The sequence below is a fragment of the Peribacillus aracenensis genome (genome assembly GCF_025175645.1).
Taxonomy (GTDB): Bacteria; Bacillota; Bacilli; order Bacillales; family DSM-1321; genus Peribacillus; species Peribacillus aracenensis.
The window spans coordinates 25,871-45,677 of record NZ_JANZMJ010000019.1 but is presented as its reverse complement, the minus strand read 5'-3'; the positions used below and the strand labels follow the sequence as shown (position 1 = coordinate 45,677).

At 38.6% G+C, this 19,807-nt stretch carries 14 protein-coding genes; 1 reads left to right on the top strand and 13 read right to left on the bottom strand.

What is annotated here, in order from left to right:
* Positions 1-199 precede the first annotated feature (199 nt).
* The 6 genes from N0M92_RS18255 to N0M92_RS18230 form a co-directional block, all read right to left on the bottom strand.
* Positions 200-1,285 carry a zinc-binding dehydrogenase gene (locus N0M92_RS18255; RefSeq protein WP_260287164.1) on the bottom strand — a complete coding sequence of 362 codons (1,086 nt, stop codon included), beginning with the start codon at positions 1,283-1,285 and terminating at the stop codon, positions 200-202.
* Between the two features lie 115 nt (positions 1,286-1,400).
* Positions 1,401-2,522, bottom strand: a complete 1,122-nt coding sequence (locus N0M92_RS18250) for a zinc-binding dehydrogenase (RefSeq protein ID WP_260287163.1) — start codon at positions 2,520-2,522, stop codon at positions 1,401-1,403.
* Positions 2,523-2,930: 408 nt separating this feature from the next.
* A complete protein-coding gene (locus N0M92_RS18245) occupies positions 2,931-4,943 on the bottom strand; it encodes a hydantoinase B/oxoprolinase family protein (RefSeq protein ID WP_260287162.1) in 2,013 nt (670 codons plus the stop codon).
* A gap of 22 nt (positions 4,944-4,965) precedes the next feature.
* A complete protein-coding gene (locus N0M92_RS18240; RefSeq protein WP_260287161.1) occupies positions 4,966-7,083 on the bottom strand; it encodes a hydantoinase/oxoprolinase family protein in 2,118 nt (705 codons plus the stop codon).
* A 236-nt stretch (positions 7,084-7,319) separates the two neighbouring features.
* Positions 7,320-8,825: an aldehyde dehydrogenase gene (locus N0M92_RS18235; protein ID WP_260287160.1), complete on the bottom strand. Its 1,506-nt coding sequence runs from the start codon at positions 8,823-8,825 to the stop codon at positions 7,320-7,322.
* A gap of 817 nt (positions 8,826-9,642) precedes the next feature.
* Positions 9,643-10,188, bottom strand: a complete 546-nt coding sequence (locus N0M92_RS18230; protein WP_260287159.1) for a TetR/AcrR family transcriptional regulator — start codon at positions 10,186-10,188, stop codon at positions 9,643-9,645.
* Between the two features lie 399 nt (positions 10,189-10,587).
* Here N0M92_RS18230 and N0M92_RS18225 point away from each other — a divergent pair, with 399 nt between their 5' ends.
* A complete protein-coding gene (locus N0M92_RS18225; protein ID WP_260287158.1) occupies positions 10,588-11,511 on the top strand; it encodes an alpha/beta hydrolase in 924 nt (307 codons plus the stop codon).
* Between the two features lie 499 nt (positions 11,512-12,010).
* On the opposite strand, the gene N0M92_RS18220 is transcribed toward N0M92_RS18225, so the two are convergent.
* From N0M92_RS18220 to N0M92_RS18190, 7 genes are all read right to left on the bottom strand, one after another.
* Entirely contained in the window at positions 12,011-12,997 is a 987-nt protein-coding gene (locus N0M92_RS18220; RefSeq protein WP_260287157.1) for an MBL fold metallo-hydrolase, read from the bottom strand.
* Positions 12,998-13,242: 245 nt separating this feature from the next.
* The gene (locus tag N0M92_RS18215; protein ID WP_260287156.1) at positions 13,243-13,821 is read right to left on the bottom strand and encodes a TetR/AcrR family transcriptional regulator; all 579 of its coding nucleotides are present in this window, start codon (positions 13,819-13,821) and stop codon (positions 13,243-13,245) included.
* A gap of 539 nt (positions 13,822-14,360) precedes the next feature.
* Complete coding sequence (locus N0M92_RS18210; protein WP_260287155.1) at positions 14,361-15,479, bottom strand: acyl-CoA dehydrogenase family protein; 1,119 nt, start codon at positions 15,477-15,479, stop codon at positions 14,361-14,363.
* Between the two features lie 305 nt (positions 15,480-15,784).
* Positions 15,785-17,068 carry a TRAP transporter large permease gene (locus N0M92_RS18205; protein ID WP_260287154.1) on the bottom strand — a complete coding sequence of 428 codons (1,284 nt, stop codon included), beginning with the start codon at positions 17,066-17,068 and terminating at the stop codon, positions 15,785-15,787.
* Positions 17,069-17,102: 34 nt separating this feature from the next.
* Complete coding sequence (locus tag N0M92_RS18200) at positions 17,103-17,621, bottom strand: TRAP transporter small permease (protein WP_260287153.1); 519 nt, start codon at positions 17,619-17,621, stop codon at positions 17,103-17,105.
* A 130-nt stretch (positions 17,622-17,751) separates the two neighbouring features.
* Positions 17,752-18,846 (bottom strand): TRAP transporter substrate-binding protein, encoded by a 1,095-nt coding sequence (locus tag N0M92_RS18195; protein ID WP_260287152.1) that lies wholly within the window; start codon positions 18,844-18,846, stop codon positions 17,752-17,754.
* A gap of 79 nt (positions 18,847-18,925) precedes the next feature.
* Positions 18,926-19,672: an SDR family NAD(P)-dependent oxidoreductase gene (locus N0M92_RS18190; RefSeq protein WP_260287151.1), complete on the bottom strand. Its 747-nt coding sequence runs from the start codon at positions 19,670-19,672 to the stop codon at positions 18,926-18,928.
* Positions 19,673-19,807: the final 135 nt, after the last annotated feature.

The window sequence follows — 19,807 nt, the reverse complement described above, 5'->3', positions numbered from 1 at the left end:
GTTTAACTATGGCTAAAAAATAGGACTCTCTATTTTTCCAATTCTCAAAAATACTTTGAATTTTTTAAGTAATATTCAAAACTTCCATCTGTTTTATGCCTGAATAAAAAAATGCAAGGGGAAGATGTACATCCCCTTGCTTTTACTTGCCTATTGCCCCATTCCTATAGGACTGCCATTTTAATAAATACATTTCGAATTAATCAATCACGATGGATGCTCTTGTTACTTCTCTTTTTAATGATTTGTTTAAAGCATCTTCAATTTCCTCAAACTTAAAATCAGCATCCACCAATTCTGTAAACGGATATTTATCGATATTAATGGATATAAACTCCAACGCCTTATTTAAAAACGAAGGTTGATAGCGAATAACCGGATAAATAGTAATCGATTTTCTGGTCAATAAACCCGGATCAAATTTGGTAGTCGCTCCAGGTATAATATTTCCTATAGATAAGTACCTTCCTCCTTGTCTAATATGATGGATTCCTTCACTAAAAGCATCCGGTACACCTGTAACCTCCAAGGCAACATCGGCTCCTTTTCCATTAGTGAGTTCTTTTATTTTTGCATTCCTTTTTTCCACAGTATCATATTCATTTAAATTAATTACATAATCAGCACCAAATTTCTTAGATTGATTTAATCGTTCTTCCACCGCATCGATGATAATCACTTTAGCTCCGCTTTCATTAGCAATAGCGGCTGCATATAGACCCAAACCACCTGCCCCTTGGATCAGGATCGTTTCATTTACTTTCAGCTGTATTTTGTCTATTCCATATAAAACCTGGGAGATGGCACAGTTTGCACTCGCTGCAACAGAGTCCGGTACGTTGTCAGGCACTTTATAAAAGTATTGATTAGGATGTACATAATAGTGTGTTGCATAGGTTCCATGAAAATGGGGAGATTCTTCTGGCAATCTACCCACAAATTCATACGTATTTTCACATAAAACTAAATCCCCATTTGCACAGAAACTGCATCTTCCACATGCCTGAAAATAGGTTGCAGCTACACGGTCTCCTACCCGAATAGGTTTTCCCGAATGATCCGTGGTAACTCCTTCACCGATTTTTTCTATTTCCCCTACCATCTCATGTCCCAAGACACCATCCTTTACCACTGGATGATCTCCATGCCAAATATGTAGTTCCGAACCACAAACGTTCGTCCTTACAACCTTCACCAACAATGCCCCTTTTTCTGGAGTTGGTAAATCATATTCTTGATATTCGATTATACTTGGTTCTACCATTACGGCTAATATTCCTTTCACATAAATAACCTCCTTTTGGATTGTCCCTTTTTGACGCTAATTATCTGTATATATTCATTGCTATAGTAATAAGAGCGATCTTACTATCACTATATAGCGAAGAGATCATTATTTACTAATAGGGCTTGATTAAAGGCTTAATCTCTTCAAATTCACGCATTTTCTCGATGGCCAAATTAATTTGGTTTAATTTGTAAGTATTTGAAAACATAAGGTCAAAATCAAATCTGTCCCGGTATTGTTCAATAAAACGAAGAGCCTTATAATATGCATCGATGTCTGCGGACAACATGCCAATTATAGTGGCGTTCTTTTTGGTTATTAAGTCCGCAGCGAAAGGAACCTCGGGGCCACCGACCTGCCCAAGCACAATATACCTTCCATTATTGGCTAAAATGCCCATCCCCTCAACAAAAGCTCCTATAGCTCCGGATGCTTCAATCAAGACATCGGCACCCTTACCGTTCGTTAATTCCATAATCACTTTCTGTCTGTCAGCAGGATCAGGATGCTGATCAATCGAAATGATGTGAGTAGCTCCCCATTCCTTGGCAATTTCCAATCGTTTATCAGGTGCACCTATCACGATGATATCCTTTGGTCCTTTCGTAGACGCAATTGCGGTGGCATACAGCCCTAAGGGGCCAGATCCCTGAATCACTAATGTATCATTCCAGTTCATACCGCCAATCCGGTCTATCCTGACGAAGCCATCAACTACTGTCCTGAAAGCACAAGAAGCACCGCTAGCCCATTCACTTTTTACACCATCAGGGATCTTAACCGACGGACTAAGAGGAAAAACATAACAATATTCGGCAAAGCCCCCCGTGAGGTATGGATATTTCTCGCTGCTTTGCATCATGTAGTATTTTCGGTTCTTACAGGCGTTTGGCATCTTTAACACCCTGCACGTCTCACACCTGCCACATGAGGCATGAGTGAATAAAATCCTATCTCCGATCTTAAGTTCCTGCCCGATGGAGTCATGGGTAACCCCTTCCCCGAACGCTTTTATTATTCCAACCATTTCATGTCCAAGAATAAAGGGAAACTCAAGCGGAAGACCTAAACGTCCTTCCCACTGGTGAACGTCACTTCCGCAAATTGAGGCAACATCAATCTTGACCAGCATAGCCCCGGGCTCCAGTGTCTCCGGCATCTTAACGTCCCGAACTTCAATCGGCGCTCCGTACTCCGTAACAACTGCGGCTTTACAAGTTTTAGGCAATGTCATTTGTTTTCCTCCATTCTTACTGACTTTTGGAGTGAATCAGCTGATTATAACTAATTGACTCCTAAATGTAGAACCCTTACTTAGAGTTTTTTTGTTGATTAATGAAAAATTCTCGCGATGCTCTTTCTGCAGGAGATGCTTCCCAGTCATAAGCTACAGCCCGGTAAGGAGGCCATTTATCCTCTAGAGTGGGGTGTTCTAACTTGACAATATGCATACAAATTTGGCACTTTGTTACCATTCTCGGACCTAAATGGCACGCAATTGGATATCTTCTAATGTTATCGCTTCCGCACTCTGGACAAGTAGCACCTGGTATGAGCTTTCGTTCCAGAAATATTCGTTCCTCTTTTGGAGGGGAGTAAATTACTCTTTCAATCCAAGACGTCATTCTGAATAACCTCCTTCTTATTTTAGGCTGTACATTCTTTCAAGTTCTCCAAATTCTTCAACGGTTTTTGGCCAAGATTGCAGCACTGCCATTGGTGCTTTCCATTCACCCATAGCTTCCTTTTTCCTCAATTCCTTACGGAGTTCTGTTGTGCCTATAGTATCAACAGCCAAAGTAACGGGATCAATAACCACACCATATGCATGTTTTGCAAACTCAAATGAAAGCTGTTCATTCCAAACGTCTAACCGAACTAACTTCGGGTCACGCTCTAAGGGGCTTCCATAGCCAGCGCCACTCGCGCAAAAGAGGTGATATAGTTCTCCTTCACGAAGCGGATATGAAGTAAGCTTCAGTGTTGATAATTCAGCACCTCCGCCACCCCATTCCCCATTTTCAGGATCAGGTGTTCCATCAACAGCGAACATTCCTGCAACAGGTATCAAATCACAAACTGGGGAAATGCCGTTGAAAAGCCTTATAGACTCATCGGGGTTTCTTTTTATTTTGGAAATATACGAAGGCATCCCCGCTCCCCCTCCGTTTGTTCCTTGGCGAGGGAACCTTCCCGAATCAAGAACAGCTGTAAGGGTACCTTTACCGTCATTTATCTCGTAAATTACATAACTGGAATATCCGGAGCGGTATTTTCCGGCACCAGCACTATCCATCATCAATCCCCATCCACGTATTAACATCGGCATGTCGCGTTCCAATAATTCCACCACATTGCTGCGGCAATTAAATATAGGAGAAACATTAAAACTAATGCCGTCACCCCTGCTGGTTCCACCATAAGAACCTCCTGCTAACGTAACTCCACCGAAGGGTATACCTTCACGTCCGGACCTTTGATCTACCCCGCTGTATAAATAAGCCGCAGTAGTAGCACTATCAGTTGCAATTGCTCGTTCAGGGATCATTTGGCCAAACAGATTTATCATCAGTGCAGCGACTTTTGTCGCCATTTCAACGTGTTGGCTTGCACTAGTAGGCGGTAAACCCATTACTAATGATCCAGGTGGTGCAATGACATGGAATGGTCTCATTGCACCTGCATTCATTGGATGTCTAGGGTCGAAAATTGTTTTAGGTCCGATCAAACAACGGTTTGTATCTTCCCAACATGTGGTGACTGCAGCTATAGATTGTTTATCGCTGCCTGAGTAGTCAATTTCTACGGAATCACTTTTAACCCTTGCAGTTGCCTTGATTCTTAACGGAGGGCCGCCGTTTCCATCATCATCTATAAATTCTTCTGCTTCATATATTCCATCCGTGACCTGTAATATCTCATTTCTCATCCGGCGCTCGGCAAGATCCAAGGTATAACTTCCCCCTGAGCGCACAGCCTCTAGTCCATATCTTTCTAACAAGCGGATTAGGCGGGCTTCCCCCACTTTAAGAGTGCCAAATAGAGCTCTTAGATCACCCAAATTATGTATAGGCAACCTAGTATTTTCAATTAATAGATTAATAGTTGACCGTACAGGTTTGTCTCCAGATAAAATTAATGTAGGTGGTATCCGTAACCCTTCCTCGTACAGTGAATTGGCTGGGGCGTTCACACCTCCTGCTACCGGACCACCAATGTCAAGCAGATGCGAAGCACAACTAAGGATGAAAACAACCTCACCTTGCCAAAAAACAGGACGGAATAGATTGGCATCCGGAAAATGTATACCGCCGCGCCAATTATCATTGCAAATTATGGTGTCACCAGGGCCTAAATTTTCAAGTCCCCATTCATCAATAACCATATTAGTCATATGTTGGTGAGTGAAGGCAAATTGGGTGACACCTTCAGTAATTGAAACCATTTCTGTCCCTTCTTGGCCCACCAAATGAACACAAACCCCCATATCAAGGGCTTCCCTTACTGCATTTGAAAAGGCGCTGTGTTGCAAGGAGGTAGCCATATGCCTGCTGGTCTCGATTAAACCGGCACGGATTGTTTCCGCTGTAATCAAATCAATTCCATACCGTTTTTCCACTTCTTGTGCATTAAGAAAAATATCTCTTTGTTTCATAAATATTTTCCCACCTTTCTATCTAAATAGTTAAACCCGAACTTTGATAATTATGCCTTCCTTCTTCTTGGTTATCTGAACTAAAAGTTATATGGATACTCCCAAACTTATCGACTTCAGCCACTGAACCAGGAATAAGTACAATGGTTCCAAGTTCGTCGTCAATTACCGCTGGCCCTTCCAATTTATTCCCACCTAATAATTGTTGCCGTACATAAAATTTGGTTTCATAATACTTTCCATCGAAATAAACTTGTTTAGTGGTTAATACAGAATCAGGATTAGGAGCCTCTGTTCCTTCAGGTATCCCTGGAATATTGATTATGTTAATAGAACCGTATCCCACTAAATTTATAGTTGTAGCAATAATTCCAATTTCCGGAGCAGAATATCCATAAACTTGTTCATAGAAGTTATGGAAATCCTTTATCCAGTTTTCGAGGGAGGATTCAGTTAAAGGCCACTCTTTCAATGCTAATCTGTTGTCAAAACTCTGGCCGTTGTACATTCCATAAAGATTGCGTTCTATCACGATATCCTCAGGTTTAGCTGACTGTTTAATCAATTCTTCCTTAATTTCGTTTTCGAGGTTATCAAATATTTCATTCAGTTTCTCAACACTGATATCATCTAGCGATTGTACTAAAGAGATAGATCGCTCAGCTTTCAAGCGGCTTGAGACCATACCCAAAGCACAAAACCCTCCTGGAAAGTACGGAACAATTACCTCTGGAATGTTTAAATTTTTTGCAACTTTGACTGCATGAATTGGTCCTGCTCCACCGTATGCGAACAAGGAAAACTCACGTAAATCGTGTGCACGTTCAAACACCATTTTACTAATTTCGCTTTCAATGGATGTATTCATGAGATCAATGGAACCTTGGGCAAGTTGAATGGATTCCATTTTTAAGGAATCACCAACGTTTTCCAAGGCTGAAAACGCCAGTTTCTGGCTGAGAGACTTTTTCCCAGACAAGAAAAGTTCAGGTTGTAGGTACCCTAAAGCAACGTATGAATCTGTTACTGTAGGTTGTTTACCACCAAGACCATATGCTGCAGGTCCAGGGTTGGCCCCGGCACTTTCAGGTCCGACCTTGAGGCTTCCGACCGTATCAGTTTGAATTAAACTGCCCCCACCGGCTCCAATACAGCGCACATCGATTGTGGGAACTCCTAAAGGGATACTAGGTTCAACTTCATAGTCTTCAGTTATCTGTGCATCCCCACCGTAAACAATACCTATGTCAGTACTGGTGCCTCCAATATCCATGCAGATGAGGTTCTTTTGTATAAGAAGTTCTTTGGCGTAATATTCTGCCCCGAGCAAACCAGCAGTAGGTCCGGACTGGAGGGTATATGCAGGAAAGTGTTCAATCGTATTTTCTATTGTCCGCAAACCACCATTCATTTGCATAACCATTACCTGACCTTGATATGAATCAGCGGATAATTTTTCTTTTAAATTTTTTAAATATTTCGTCACTTCCGGTCCTGTGTAGGCATCGATTGCTACGGTACATGTTCTGTTGTATTCCCCTACTACAGGATGGACCGTCGAGGATTGGATATAGGCTTCCGGAAGCATTTCTCGGACAATATTAACTACCCTTTGCTCTTGTTCAAGGTTTGCATAAGAATTGATTAGACAAACACCTACTGCCTCTATTCCTTCACGACGTAGAAATTCAATTTCTTTACGAAGTTTTTCTTCATCAAGTTCTACATAAACCTTTCCATTATACAAAGTTCTTTCGGAGACTTCTCTGACATAACGGCGATGAACAATAGGACGCGATTGGTGAGGACGAATCCAATTAGGATCATATAATTCATCACCCGACGGTCGTAATAAACGGCCCATGTCCAACAAATCGCGGAACCCTTGTGTACTAAGCAACCCAACCTTAGCACCTTTTCTTTCAAGTACTGCATTAAGTCCAACCGTGTACCCGTGGTGGAAGTAAGTTATTTCCTCCATCGGAACTCCGAATTCTTCAATAGCAGCCATTGTTCCCTTTGATTGATCTTCTGGTGTCGTTGGAACTTTTGCACGCTTAATTAAACCGCTTTCGATATTTATCAAAATTGCATCAGTAAATGTGCCACCTACATCAATTCCAAGTCTGTATTTAGCCACTTTATCTACCCCTTTCATATAGCTTCTGTCCTATCAAACACTTTCAATCTATTTTGAATCTAGATCCTTATGGAAAAAGGACCTAGATCCATCCTGACAAAACAATCCATAGTCTCCTTAGATATATATATTCATGTACTGCTTCAATTTCGTTTACTCTCTATATTGCTAGACTTAAACCGCAACTTAGACCGAAATGTTTCATGGTAACGTCTGCTAACGGTAAAATTGGATTATCAATTCAAGGTGCGAACAGTAAATGGATCTCTAATCTCATCAGAAAGTTCAACTAAAACACTTTTCGTTTGCATAAAGTCATAAATAGCGTCTATTCCCATTTCACGTCCTAGCCCGCTATTCTTATAACCACCAAAAGGGGAGCCGGGAGCTGATGTACGATAGGTATTGACCCAAACTGTACCTGCTTCAAGAGCTCGAGCCATCCTATGACTCCTATTAAGATCATTTGTCCAGATACCTGCTGCTAGTCCAAATTCCGAATCATTGGCCAATTTTACGACTTCCTCTTCCGTATCAAAAGTCATAACACTTAGTACTGGACCAAAGACTTCTTCTTGAGCGATTCTCATAGAATTACGAACGTTACCTAGAATTGTTGGAAGGTAAAATAATCCTTTTGATAATTCTGGATCACAAGGCCGTTCCCCTCCTGCCAGTACTCGAGCACCCTCATCTGTTGCAATATTGACATATTTCTCAATTTTCATAAGTTGAGCAGGTGTAGCCGCTGGACCCATTTGAGTATCAGGACTCATGGGATTCCCTAATCGTATCTCCTTTGCACGTCTCACAAGACTATCTATAAACTCGTCCGCAATGGACCTTTCAACAAATAAACGAGAACCAGCAATACACGTCTGACCGCTTGCTGCAAAAATACCGGAAATCACCCCTGCCTCGGCCGCATCCAGATTAGCATCTGCAAAAACGATATTAGGACTTTTTCCACCTAGCTCCAATGTGACACCTGTCAAATTAGAAGCTGCATTGACCGCTACTTTACGTCCGGTTTCTGGACCACCGGTGAAGGTTACTTTATTCGCTAGTGAATGTTTAGAAATAATATCTCCTACCGAATGGCCGTATCCTGTAACCACATTAAGGGTTCCAGGCGGAAAACCTACCTCATTGAATATCCTGGCAAATTCCAAAGAGGAGGCCGAAGTAAATTCCGAAGGCTTAAGCACAATGGTGTTCCCTGCGGCCAACGCAGCAGCCATTTTAAACGTTGCGATCAAAAGCGGTGAATTCCATGCTGTGATACATGCTACGACACCTAAAGGTTCCCGTAAGGTATAATTAAAAACACTTTGTCGGTCAAGTGGAATGACTGTGCCCTCTACCTTATCTGCTAAGCCAGCATAATATTCATACCAGGAAGGAATAATCATCATCTGACCCAGCATTTCCTTATAAAGTTTTCCATTATCTTGTGTTTCGGTTCTCGCCAGATGTTCCGCATTTTTCTCTAGGGCTTCAGCCAGCTTTCGCAGCAGTTTACCTCGTTTAGTAGGAGATAAACTACTCCACTCCTCTGATTCATAGCATTGCCGCGCAGCTTTAAAGGCTCTGTCAACATCTTCCTTTCCGCCTTTAGGTATATAGGCCCAAATCTCTCCTGTAGCTGGATTAGTAGATTCAATATATTCCGAGTTAGATGGATCAACAAATTCCCCACCGATATACATTTGATAATGTTTTATTGCAGTTTTCTGAACCATTTTTACACCTCTATTTTTCGTCTATTTTAATGACATTATGTAAATCTAGCTGCTAGTTTATCAAGCCGGGACAAGGTGATAAGCAACTGCACACCAACCACCGGGCATGTTATTGGCCCCCAAAAAACGATAAAGCCCTAATACTTTAAATAGCCAGGATAGGTACGGGTATGCATGTCTTTACAGTTCCCATATTCCGAATGAACATGGGAAATACGGAATCTAGTTCACCACTATGTGAAACGCTTTCATTTCTAGAGATACTTCCACCACACAGCCGCAATCCAATTCTAATAGAATGTCCGGCCAATTAATCTTTAAAACTATGGATGTCATTACAAATCTTCTGCGTTTTTAAGTCAGAATATTCAAATAATTCTTCGTAAACCTCCGTTCCTTGCATCCTTTCACCTCCTATTAGCTTTGTTAATGTTAAGAATGCAAGATTTGTACCAAATAAATTACGAGTTAAAGCTTGATTTTACAACACCTAAATATATAATAATGATGTAATTTTACATTTTTTAATGTAACTCTGCGCAATGTCTAAGCGCTTTAACTTAAACTAATACCCACACTTTTCCATAGATTTAACTATACAAAAATGAAAAAGGAGGGGAATATCTTATAAGACCTAAATCGTAAAAAGTCATAGAAAATAAAGGGTGATACATATTATACATTACTAATATGTAGCACTCTTTTCTTTCTTGTTCAATAAATGCGTCCGCTTGTTGAATGAAGGAATAACTCATACCAGCAGCTTTTTTAAAAGAAATCACCTAATGTAAATTCCTAATTGAATTTAATAATCTTTTTATAAATTTCTTTCAAGTAAAATACTAACTTGTTCCGCTATTGAATCAGTACTTTCAGGTGTTGCATCTAACATATACAATTCCATGACCCCGATAATTGCCATGCCTAAAAACCGGAAAAACACTTTCTCACTAATTCCTTTATTTTTCCCATTTTTAAAATCCACTTTTTCTTTTATTTCCTCAATTACAAAATGTAAGAAACGATTTCTAAATGTGATTGTCCCGTTACTTGAGAATAAAGGTGAAAAGAATGACTTATATTGCTCGAAATATTCGAACCAAATAATTGACCCCTCTACTAAACCCTTGTCTTTTTTTTGCTGACAAATAACTTTCAATTCAGCTAAGTGTTCTTCAATGAGTTTATCGAGTAAATCAAATTTATCTAAGTAATGAAGATAAAACGTTCTGTTCCCCACATTCGCTCCATTGCAAATATCCTTTACCGTAATTTTATCAAAATCTTTCTCCGACATGAGTTCCATAAAAGCGTTTTTTATGGCTTCTTGAGATTTAAGTATCCTTCTATCGACTTTAGTCATGGTCTAGTCACCAAACTTTCCTTAAGATTAATGCGCAATTTCAATAAATTCGTGCATTAATGCGTAAATTGATCGAAAATGACGTTTGAAAACATCCGGTTTTTCTTTTATATTATACACACGGATGAAATAATACATCAATAAGCATTATTTCATCCGTGTTATTTAACTACCTGCAACATATTAAAAGAGGAAATCTCAATGAAAGAAGGGATAGAAATTTGAAAATGAAGTGCTTACCCATCGTACTTTATGTGTAGGTTGATTTAAAAAAATGTTTTGTTATTATAGTGACCAAAAATTAGTTACTAAGTAAAAACATGGGTGTTAAAAAAGTAATGCTTTTTCCATATAGGCTGTGGGATAGAAACTAAATTTATTATAAAAGGAGAAAAAAGCATGAGAAAATCAGTAACATTTAAAAATGGTAATATTAATGTGGCAGGGCATCTTTATTTACCGGAGGGATTTGACGAAAATAAAAAATACCCTGCAATTCCCTGTGTTCATCCGGGCAGTAGTTGTAAAGATCAAACTGCAGGCATCTATGCCGAAAAACTTGCTAAACTAGGATATGTAACCATTGCATTTGATGCGTCATATCAAGGCGAAAGTGAAGGTGAACCTCGATATATTGAAGAGCCGTCTGCACGGGTTGAAGATATTCGTTGTGCGGTGGATTACCTGACTACGCTTGATTATGTAGATGAAAATCGTATCGGTGTATTAGGAGTTTGTGCAGGAGGAGGTTATGCAGTAAATGCCGCAATGACAGAACGCCGAATCAAGGCTGTTGGTACAGTCGTTGGTGCTAATATCGGTCGTTTAAATCGTGAAGGTGATGGCTCTCCTGGTGCAGCTATCAAAGCATTGGAGGCTATTGGTCAACAACGAACTGCAGAAGCCCGTGGAGCAGAGTCACTAATCACGAACTGGATTCCGAATAGCCCTGAAGAAAGAGAAAAGGCTGGTATTACTGATATAGATATAACGCAAGCCGTTGAATATTACACAACACCCAGAGGACAGCACCCTAATTCTCCTAATAAGTTGAAATTCACTAGTGTAGGTTCAGTTATAGGTTTTGATGCTTTCCATTTAGTAGAAGAGCTACTAACTCAACCTTTACAAATAATTATTGGTAACGTACAAGGTGGATTCGGTTCATATAAAGATGGTCATGAACTCTATAGTAGAGCAGCTTCAGAAAAAAAGGATTTGTTTGTTGTTGAAGGTGCAAGTCACTATGATTTATACGACCAACCAGAACCTGTTAATCAGGCTGTTGAAAAACTTGAAGCTTTCTATAAAGAAAACCTTTAAGTAGAAGGTTAATTTTAGACTTTAAATGTGATGTATAAATAAAAACAGAAGCTTGTTATCATTAAGAATATAGCCGTTTTCCTAGTTATTTAGGAAAACGGTTTTTAAATGGCTTGAAACTTCCTTAGCGTAGTAAATCCACATTTTTCTGACGTTACTCCTTTATAGGCCAATGAAAAAAGAATCTTTCTTTTAAAATGAATAAACTTAAAGGTTTTATACATAATAAACATGGTTAAAGGCAAAAGTAGCTTTTTACAAAAATTGCAAAAAAACAAAGGAGATTTATTAAAATGACACAAAATAATCAGAATAAACAACAACTTTAGCAATTTCAAAACCAAGTAGGGGATCAAGCTAACGCACAACAACAGCAACAAGCACAAAAACAAGTACAGCAAGCCCAATATACAGATCAGGTACATGGAGGAGTATTTCATTTTTGATTCCATTCCACCACAGCCATTTATTCTTTATATTTAATTTTCATCAGTTTACTCTATAAGGAATAGTACAGTACCTCATTTCTCTGCTTGACCTCAAGCTGATGAAGAATTTGCAGCAGGTCAATATGCCCCAAAGTCTCCGATATGGGCAGCGTTAGCTCTTTTTGATAGACATTTGGAAATAACATAGTTGTCAATTCATAAACTGTTTTTTCAGACTCCTTTAGCAGACCACGTATTGTATCTGTTCGTTTCCAATTTTCTAGTAGCCTTTGTAAAATTAAATCCCTATGGTTAATTACTGGTGCACCATGACCTGAAAAGATGATATCGATCTCCATGTTTGCACACATTTCCAATGAAGTACGGTATTGTATTAGGGATAGTGGCCGTTTGCTGGACGGATTGGGAGGTGGTTCAATTAAAGCATTGGATGAAATGTGTTTGATAATGTGATCACCCGAAATCATCACTCGGTCATCAGCCCGATATAAAGAAAGTTGGCTTTGTGAATGACCGGGTGTAAAAAGCACATGCCAATCTGGAAAATGTGGGAGCGCCTGATCGTGCTTTAAACATTCATCAATGTGGCTTCTCTCGGTATATGACATAGATAAATCATTGAATTCATTAATAATGATGAGGGATTCCTCGGGGACACCACATTCGTAATATAGCCTATTAAAAAACTTGGCTTGAAAATTCATAAATGAATCATCTATCTTCACATAAGGAATAGCTAGAGGATGCGAATATGTAAATGCTCCGGAAACTTGTCGAACACGTTCGAGTAAGCCGCAATGGTCAGGATGATGGTGGGTTAACACCACTTGTCGAATGTCTTTCACTTTGTACCCAATATCCCTAACTCCCTGATTCAACGTTTGCCACGCCTCCTCTGTTAGTGGTCCAGTATCAACAAGTGTAAGATAAGCACCTTCAAGCAAGTACACGTTTACTGGGCCTACAGGAAAAGGAGTGGGTATTTCGATTTGATATATCCCTTTGGCCACTTCTTTTGTTTTTCCTATCTTTTCCATCTACTTCCCTCCTGCATATCATAAAAAAGAATAAATAATGACATTAATATATTTACCTCTAACTTCTCTCAAGGCATTAGTATCAATTACTTCAGAATAGAGAGAAAATTTCGTTGAGTGAAATACTTCATTTCCATGCCTCCTAATTGGTCACGCCAAGAAATATAGAGTGATTAGCAGAAAGAATTGATATTTTTGAATTTATGAGAGTTACCAGTTTACATCCCTACTATAAACACCCTAATCTATTTTGATTGAAGAATTAGATCTGTTAGTTGAGAAAAGTAATCACATAGTTTTTCAAATGGAATATCTTTATTTGAATCCCACCAAATATATGTCCAATCTAAAGCACCTTTAATGTATAGAAATAGTAATTTTTTCTCTTCTTCATCAAATTTATTATCGGAAAGTACTTCAAAAAAGGGTTTGCGAAATAGGTGGTCGTATTCATTTTTTTTACTTTGAATTTGTTCCCGTAACTCAAATGATAATGAATCAATTTCACGATATAGAAGTCTTATATCAGTTTGAAAGTTTGAAATTATTAATAGATGATTAGTAATTGTAGATTTTATTTTTTTATTTAAACTCAAATCTGAATAAATAACCTCTTTTAACTTTTCAATACTTACATTTAGTACATTATCATGAAGTTGGAATAAAATTTTTTCCTTCGATGGAAAATAATAGTAAAGACCACCTTTTGATATCCCTGCAGCATTAGCAATATCTTGTAATGAAGTTTCATGAAATCCATTATTATTAAAACATTCACTCGCTGTCTTCAATATGTGCTTTTTTAAAACTTCATTTTCTTTCATTGTTGTTCAGTCCTCCTTATAAAATAGTATATACCACCACATCTGAATTAACTAAGCCATTTGTTACAATAGTAAAGTGCTATAATAAAACACAAAATAATTATGTATGTTCTATTCTACTGCTTTTCCTTTATTTTCAATAATACATAGAACCTTAACTATTTTTCTAGATCCAAGAATATGACCGTTTTAGTACATACTCTGTTTTCTAAATTATAAGGATAAATAGTTTACCAATATAACTCAAGCTTCAAAATAAAGACTTCTTGCAAATTACCTTCATTTATAAGAAGAAACATTATCTAAAACATGGCAAAATTAAATTAAAAAAATTTGTTAAAAAAATTGGGGGTGCCAATAGATTTATCTTTTTACTTTTCAGAAAGCCCTATGTCATACTGATATAGCACCCAAAAACATTTCTTGATGAACTCGTTCAACTGTAACGAGCTAAATTGAACTATGCCTCTTTTCTCCTGCATACCTCTTCTTGTCCATGCGACAAATCTTATCAGAATTTTTATACTACTTTATTCTCGTCACTCTTTTTCGCCATTAGTATTCCGTTCCTTTAATATTTGGGAAGCAATTAAATTCCTCATCACCTCTATTGAACCACCACCAACCTCAAGAGTTTTATTTGAACCATAAAGCTTCATGAAAGGACTATTGTTATAAAGTGCATTACCACCATTAATACGCATGCAAGTGGAAATAATATTTTCTGCAACTTGTACCGCTTTTAACTTAGCCATAGCAGTCTCTTTAGCATGTGGATAGCTCATGTCACTTTTCCAAGCCGCTTTATCTCTCAAAAGTCTTGCTGCCTCAAGTTCAGTATACATATCAGCTAAATACCATTGGATTCCTTGAAAATCAGTAAGGTAATTATCACCAACACGCCGCTTAGTAATAAAATTCATGGTCTGGTCTAGTGCTGCCTGCGCCCAACCAATCGACTTTGAAGCGTTTCCAATACGAGTGAGATCGAACCATGAAAAGAAAAGCTTATATCCTTCGCCCTCATGTCCTAATAATTGAGATACTGGCACCGTACAGTCTTTAAAACGGACTTGGTACACAGGTGCATCCCGAAGTCCAATAGGATCACGTTTATAATATTTTACTCCATCTACATCTTTGTCCACTAATATACATGTCAAACCTTTATCCGTATTGGTAAATACTAAAAGCACATCAGCTTCTTGTGCAACGTTGATATGAATCTTGTTTCCATTAATTACATAATTATCCCCTTGAACTATTGCAGTTGTAGAGAGACGCTTTAAGCTTGAACCTGCATCAGGTTCAGATACTGCTACTGCAGCTAGATACTCACCACTGGACAGCTTAGAAAGATACTTTGCCTTCAATTCCTCGATACCGTGATGTTGGAGCACTTTAGCTAGTGGATTACTCATATGGATTGCATACTGAGGAACTCCAGTGCGAGCCGTCTCCTCCATTAACACGGCGTATTCCCGTGCACCTTTTAACTCAAGCCATCCCTCTTGTGCAATCGCATTATGGACCTCCCAAGAAAACTCGCTGTAAGTTTCACTGTGTTCGATTTCCACATGATATTTTTTGCGTATCTCCTTAATCTTTTGCTTAACATCTTGTCTCCATTTTAATTGCTCCTCAGTATAAAAACTCATAATTTTTTACCTCCATAATCACTTTAATAACAATTAAGCCGGCCAGTCGGATTTTTTAAATTATAAAATCAATTATAACACAAATCATCTGAAAAGTTAGAATATTGATGCTTACCGCAAAAATTGTTTCACTTCTGTCGAACTGTATAAAATCCATAAAGAACTACGCAGCTGTAACACTTTAACGAGAAACATATTTTTTTGATTGGTTAGTTTATTACTTGCTTTTCTTTACTCATTTTTAAAAGTAAAGGGAATGCAAGGAAGTCCGTCTTTTTCATGAGAATTAATGCATTTCCATGCTTCTACCTCATTAGGCTTGGTAACCATGTTGCAATTTGTGGGAATAAAATAATTAGTATAATCATAAGCAGCATAATATAAAAGAATGGCAAGCTGCCTTTTATCACACTAGCTAAATCAACCCCTGTAGTTCCTTGTATTACAAACAGATTCATTCCTACAGGTGGCGTTATCAATCCACACTCAACTAACAATACTAAAATGACACCCATCCAAATCATATCAAAGCCAGCAGCCTGTATCAGTGGCATTACAAAAGGTAGTGTTAACAAGAATAATGAAATTCCGTCAAAGAACATTCCTAAAATTAAATACATCATTATTAGAAAAAGAAGTAATAGATATGGTGAAAGACTACTTCCAATACCAGCGATTAGATCAGGTATATTATGATAAGCAAGCATCATCGCCATAACATTTGAAGCTATGATAATAAGGTAAATCATACTCGAAGTACGAACAGTTTCTATACAAATTTCAGTAAAACTCTTTATCGATAATGATTTGAAAGATAATGCGATTACAAGGGCTGCTACAGCACCAATTGCAGCGGATTCGGTGGGTGTAGCAATTCCGCCATAAATACTCCCGAGAACAAAAAATGCTACCAATAAAAACGGCCAGATGTCTATTAAACCTTGTAAACGAACTTTTAAATTGTAATGCTCATTTGAGTTCTGAGGTACTAACTCCGGCTGCATTTTTACTTTTACTCCAATGTAAACCATAAAAAGAAGGGCCAAGAGTAAGCCTGGAAGAAGCCCTGCCATAAATAGCTTTCCGATAGACTGCTCTGTCATAACACCATATAATATAAACATAATACTTGGAGGAATTAAAATTCCTAAAGTCCCCCCAGCAGCAAGAGAACCGGTTACCAACTTCGGATCACAACCACGGTTTATTACCTGTTCTTTATAACTCATTGGAGCCAATGAAGCTGCAGAAGCCACACTTGATCCGGAACAAGCAGCAAATAATGTGCTAGCTAAAATATTTGTTTGAACAATCCCTCCGGGGATACCATGAATGAGTTTAGCTAAACCTGAATATAGTCGAGTAGCTAATCCAGAATAATTAATCACATTCCCCATAAAAATAAACAATGGTATTCCTGCAGTTGTAAAACTAGTTAACGTTTTCCATGAAATTAGGCCTATTAAACTTATTGTACGTTCACCTATTGCGTCAAAAAGACCTATTGAACCAACAAATCCTATGGCGAATGCGATCCATACACCGCCAAGAATAAATATTATTAGTGAGAGTGACATGATATAAATCATCTGTTTCCTCCAAATTTATATAGTGGTTTTCCTCTCAAGAAACATTTGCATTATCATTTGATTGTAATACTTGATCTGTTTGAAAACATTCAATAACTTTTACGATAATATCTAAACACAGTATGAAAGACCCAATTCCTATAAATACTGCCGGAATCCATAAAGGGGTATGAAGTGGTGTGATTGAAACAGTTTCGTTTGTTAAATACTTTGCAATAAGGCTTTTGGCGGCAACTAACATGACAACAGACCAAAGAAATGATAGGACTAATCCAATGAGAGTAAAACCCTTTTTATACCTTGAAGGCAGCCGATCAAACAATATTGTTGTTCGAATATGTCCATTCGTCCGAAAGGTGTAACCTAATCCCATACAAATAGCGAATATAACGATATATCCTGTCAATTCTTCAGTGAATGAAAATGGGGAATTAAATATATACCTAGCAACCACCGACAAAAATACGAAAATAATCATTAAGAAAATAAGAAACCCACTTAAATACGTTGCCGTACTAGAAATAACGTGTATGAATCGTAATATCTTTGACATGAAAAGTTGACACCTCTTTTATTTGATAAAGTAAATTACGGAAAGAAACAGAAGTGAAAAGTACTTTTTGGTCTCTTCACTTCAATTTCGTTCAATATTACTATTTGAAGAGTCTATTGCCTATCTACCGTTAATTATTCAGCTCTTCCTTAATGACATCCATCATTTGTTTACCTACATCTCCAGCTTCACTTTCCCATTTATCAATAATCGGTTCAGCGGCATCTTTCATAGCTTTTATATCAGCATCACTAGGTTGATAGAATGTTACACCCTTTTCTTGTAATTCTTTCTTAATTTTCGTAGCTTCTTCACGCATACGCTGCTGAATCTTAGCTTCTGCTTCGACAGCTACCTCTCGTACAATTTGCTGGTCTTCCTTCGATAATGCATAAAATGCGTCTTTATTCACCACTAAAAACCATGTTGCAATACCAGCACCAGCTGGATCAACTTCCAAGGCAAATTTAGCTTCTTCATAAAGCTTGTTACTGAGTGTAGCACTGTTTACCATCCAAGCTCCGTCCAGTACACCTTGTTGTAAGGCCGTATAAACTTCTGTATAATCAACAGGTGTGGGCACACCACCAATTGCATCCGTCAACTGAGTATCTGTATCCCCACTAGGACGGATTTTTAGGCCTTTGAAATCTTCAAGTGATTCAACTTTTGAAGTTGTTAAAATATTTCTCCCCTCAATCTGTGTGGCAGCTAGAGGAATCGCATTAAATTGTTCACCCATTCCTTTTTCCCAATAAGGCATTAATTTTTCTTTAACACTCCTCATTAATTCCAGTTCATTTGGAATTAGGAAAGGAAGTCCCATTATGTCTGCAATTTTTAAATCACCAGCAACATGTGGACCATACATCTGCCCAGTTTGCATTAATCCCTCCCCTACCGAACTTAATACATCGGCTTGAGGAATTCCTAAACCTCCACCCGAATAAAAATCAAACTTAATTCTTCCCTCGGTTCTTTTTTCTACTTCTTCAGCAAAATACGATTCAGCTTCAGTAATCAGATGACCTCGTGGAGTCAGAGATTGATGAACCCATTTTACAGGCTTTGTCACTGTTTTTTTGCCAGCATTTTCTTGGTTGTTGCCAGATTGGTTAGACGTATTTGAAACAGACTGGTCCCCTCCACCACAAGCGGCGAGTAAAAAAACAAGCATGATTGTCAACACTAATAGATATACTTTTTTCAGTTTCTCAAATTCCATATTTTACCTCCTGATGATTTTGTGTGAATAGGCCATCCAGTCATTTCAATCCTGACAAGTAGCTTGAACTAGAGTACGATCATCCGGCAAGAACACCACCATCGACAACCATCGACTGACCAGTAATATGGCTAGCTAGATCAGATGCAAGAAAAAGAACTGCCTGGGCGATTTCCTCCGGTTCTGCACAGCGCCCGTCAGGAATTGAAGCAGTTGAGTAACTCATTTTCTCCGCAGAACGGAGCATTGGGGTGTTAGTCGCCCCCGGACACACAGCGTTTACACGGATTCCTTGACGGGCGACCTCAAGAGCCACCGAACGCGTAAACCCCATAACAGCGTGTTTACTAGCAGCGTATACTGAAAGGCCAGGGACTCCTACGAAGCTGCCCCTTGATGCAATATTCACAACCGCACCAGCTTTCTGCTTTATCATAACTGGAAGAACGTACTTGAGCCCTAGGAAGACCCCCTTTAAATTAATAGCCATGACCCGCTCATACATTTCCTCGGAGTATTCATTGATTGGCTGGAATACGCCCTCGTAACCGGCATTGTTCACAAACACATCGATTCGGCGATAGGATGCCACAGTGTTCTCCACATACCTCTGAACATTGCCTGTATCGCTAACATCAGCTGTGAGGAGGATGGCATCTCCACCGGCTTCCTTGACCTTAACAACTGTTTCCGCACCAAGCTCCGGGTTGATATCCACACAGGCCACTCGTGCTCCAGCCTTTGCAAGTTCAAGACATATCGACCTACCTATTCCGCTCCCACCACCTGTAACCAGCGCGACCTTGTTGGTATAATCTACTTTCACGTTGTTAGTCAACTCCCTTAACTAAAATAGATTTGAAATCATAGTTTCAACGATTTCTGAAAAGTACAACAAAAATATTTTTGATTTTTTACTTCCATCGTCTAATGTACTTCCCCCACACACTTTCAGAAGTGA

What these genes read in the sequence shown, in the direction of transcription:
- N0M92_RS18250 (WP_260287163.1), bottom strand. Translation starts at nt 2,522, where the DNA reads ATGACATTGCCTAAAACTTGTAAAGCCGCAGTTGTTACGGAGTACGGA.
- N0M92_RS18245 (WP_260287162.1), bottom strand. Translation starts at nt 4,943, where the DNA reads ATGAAACAAAGAGATATTTTTCTTAATGCACAAGAAGTGGAAAAACGG.
- N0M92_RS18235 (WP_260287160.1), bottom strand. Translation starts at nt 8,825, where the DNA reads ATGGTTCAGAAAACTGCAATAAAACATTATCAAATGTATATCGGTGGG.
- N0M92_RS18230 (WP_260287159.1), bottom strand. Translation starts at nt 10,188, where the DNA reads ATGACTAAAGTCGATAGAAGGATACTTAAATCTCAAGAAGCCATAAAA.
- N0M92_RS18225 (WP_260287158.1), top strand. Translation starts at nt 10,588, where the DNA reads ATGAGAAAATCAGTAACATTTAAAAATGGTAATATTAATGTGGCAGGG.
- N0M92_RS18220 (WP_260287157.1), bottom strand. Translation starts at nt 12,997, where the DNA reads ATGGAAAAGATAGGAAAAACAAAAGAAGTGGCCAAAGGGATATATCAA.
- N0M92_RS18215 (WP_260287156.1), bottom strand. Translation starts at nt 13,821, where the DNA reads ATGAAAGAAAATGAAGTTTTAAAAAAGCACATATTGAAGACAGCGAGT.
- N0M92_RS18210 (WP_260287155.1), bottom strand. Translation starts at nt 15,479, where the DNA reads ATGAGTTTTTATACTGAGGAGCAATTAAAATGGAGACAAGATGTTAAG.
- N0M92_RS18205 (WP_260287154.1), bottom strand. Translation starts at nt 17,068, where the DNA reads ATGATTTATATCATGTCACTCTCACTAATAATATTTATTCTTGGCGGT.
- N0M92_RS18200 (WP_260287153.1), bottom strand. Translation starts at nt 17,621, where the DNA reads ATGTCAAAGATATTACGATTCATACACGTTATTTCTAGTACGGCAACG.
- N0M92_RS18195 (WP_260287152.1), bottom strand. Translation starts at nt 18,846, where the DNA reads ATGGAATTTGAGAAACTGAAAAAAGTATATCTATTAGTGTTGACAATC.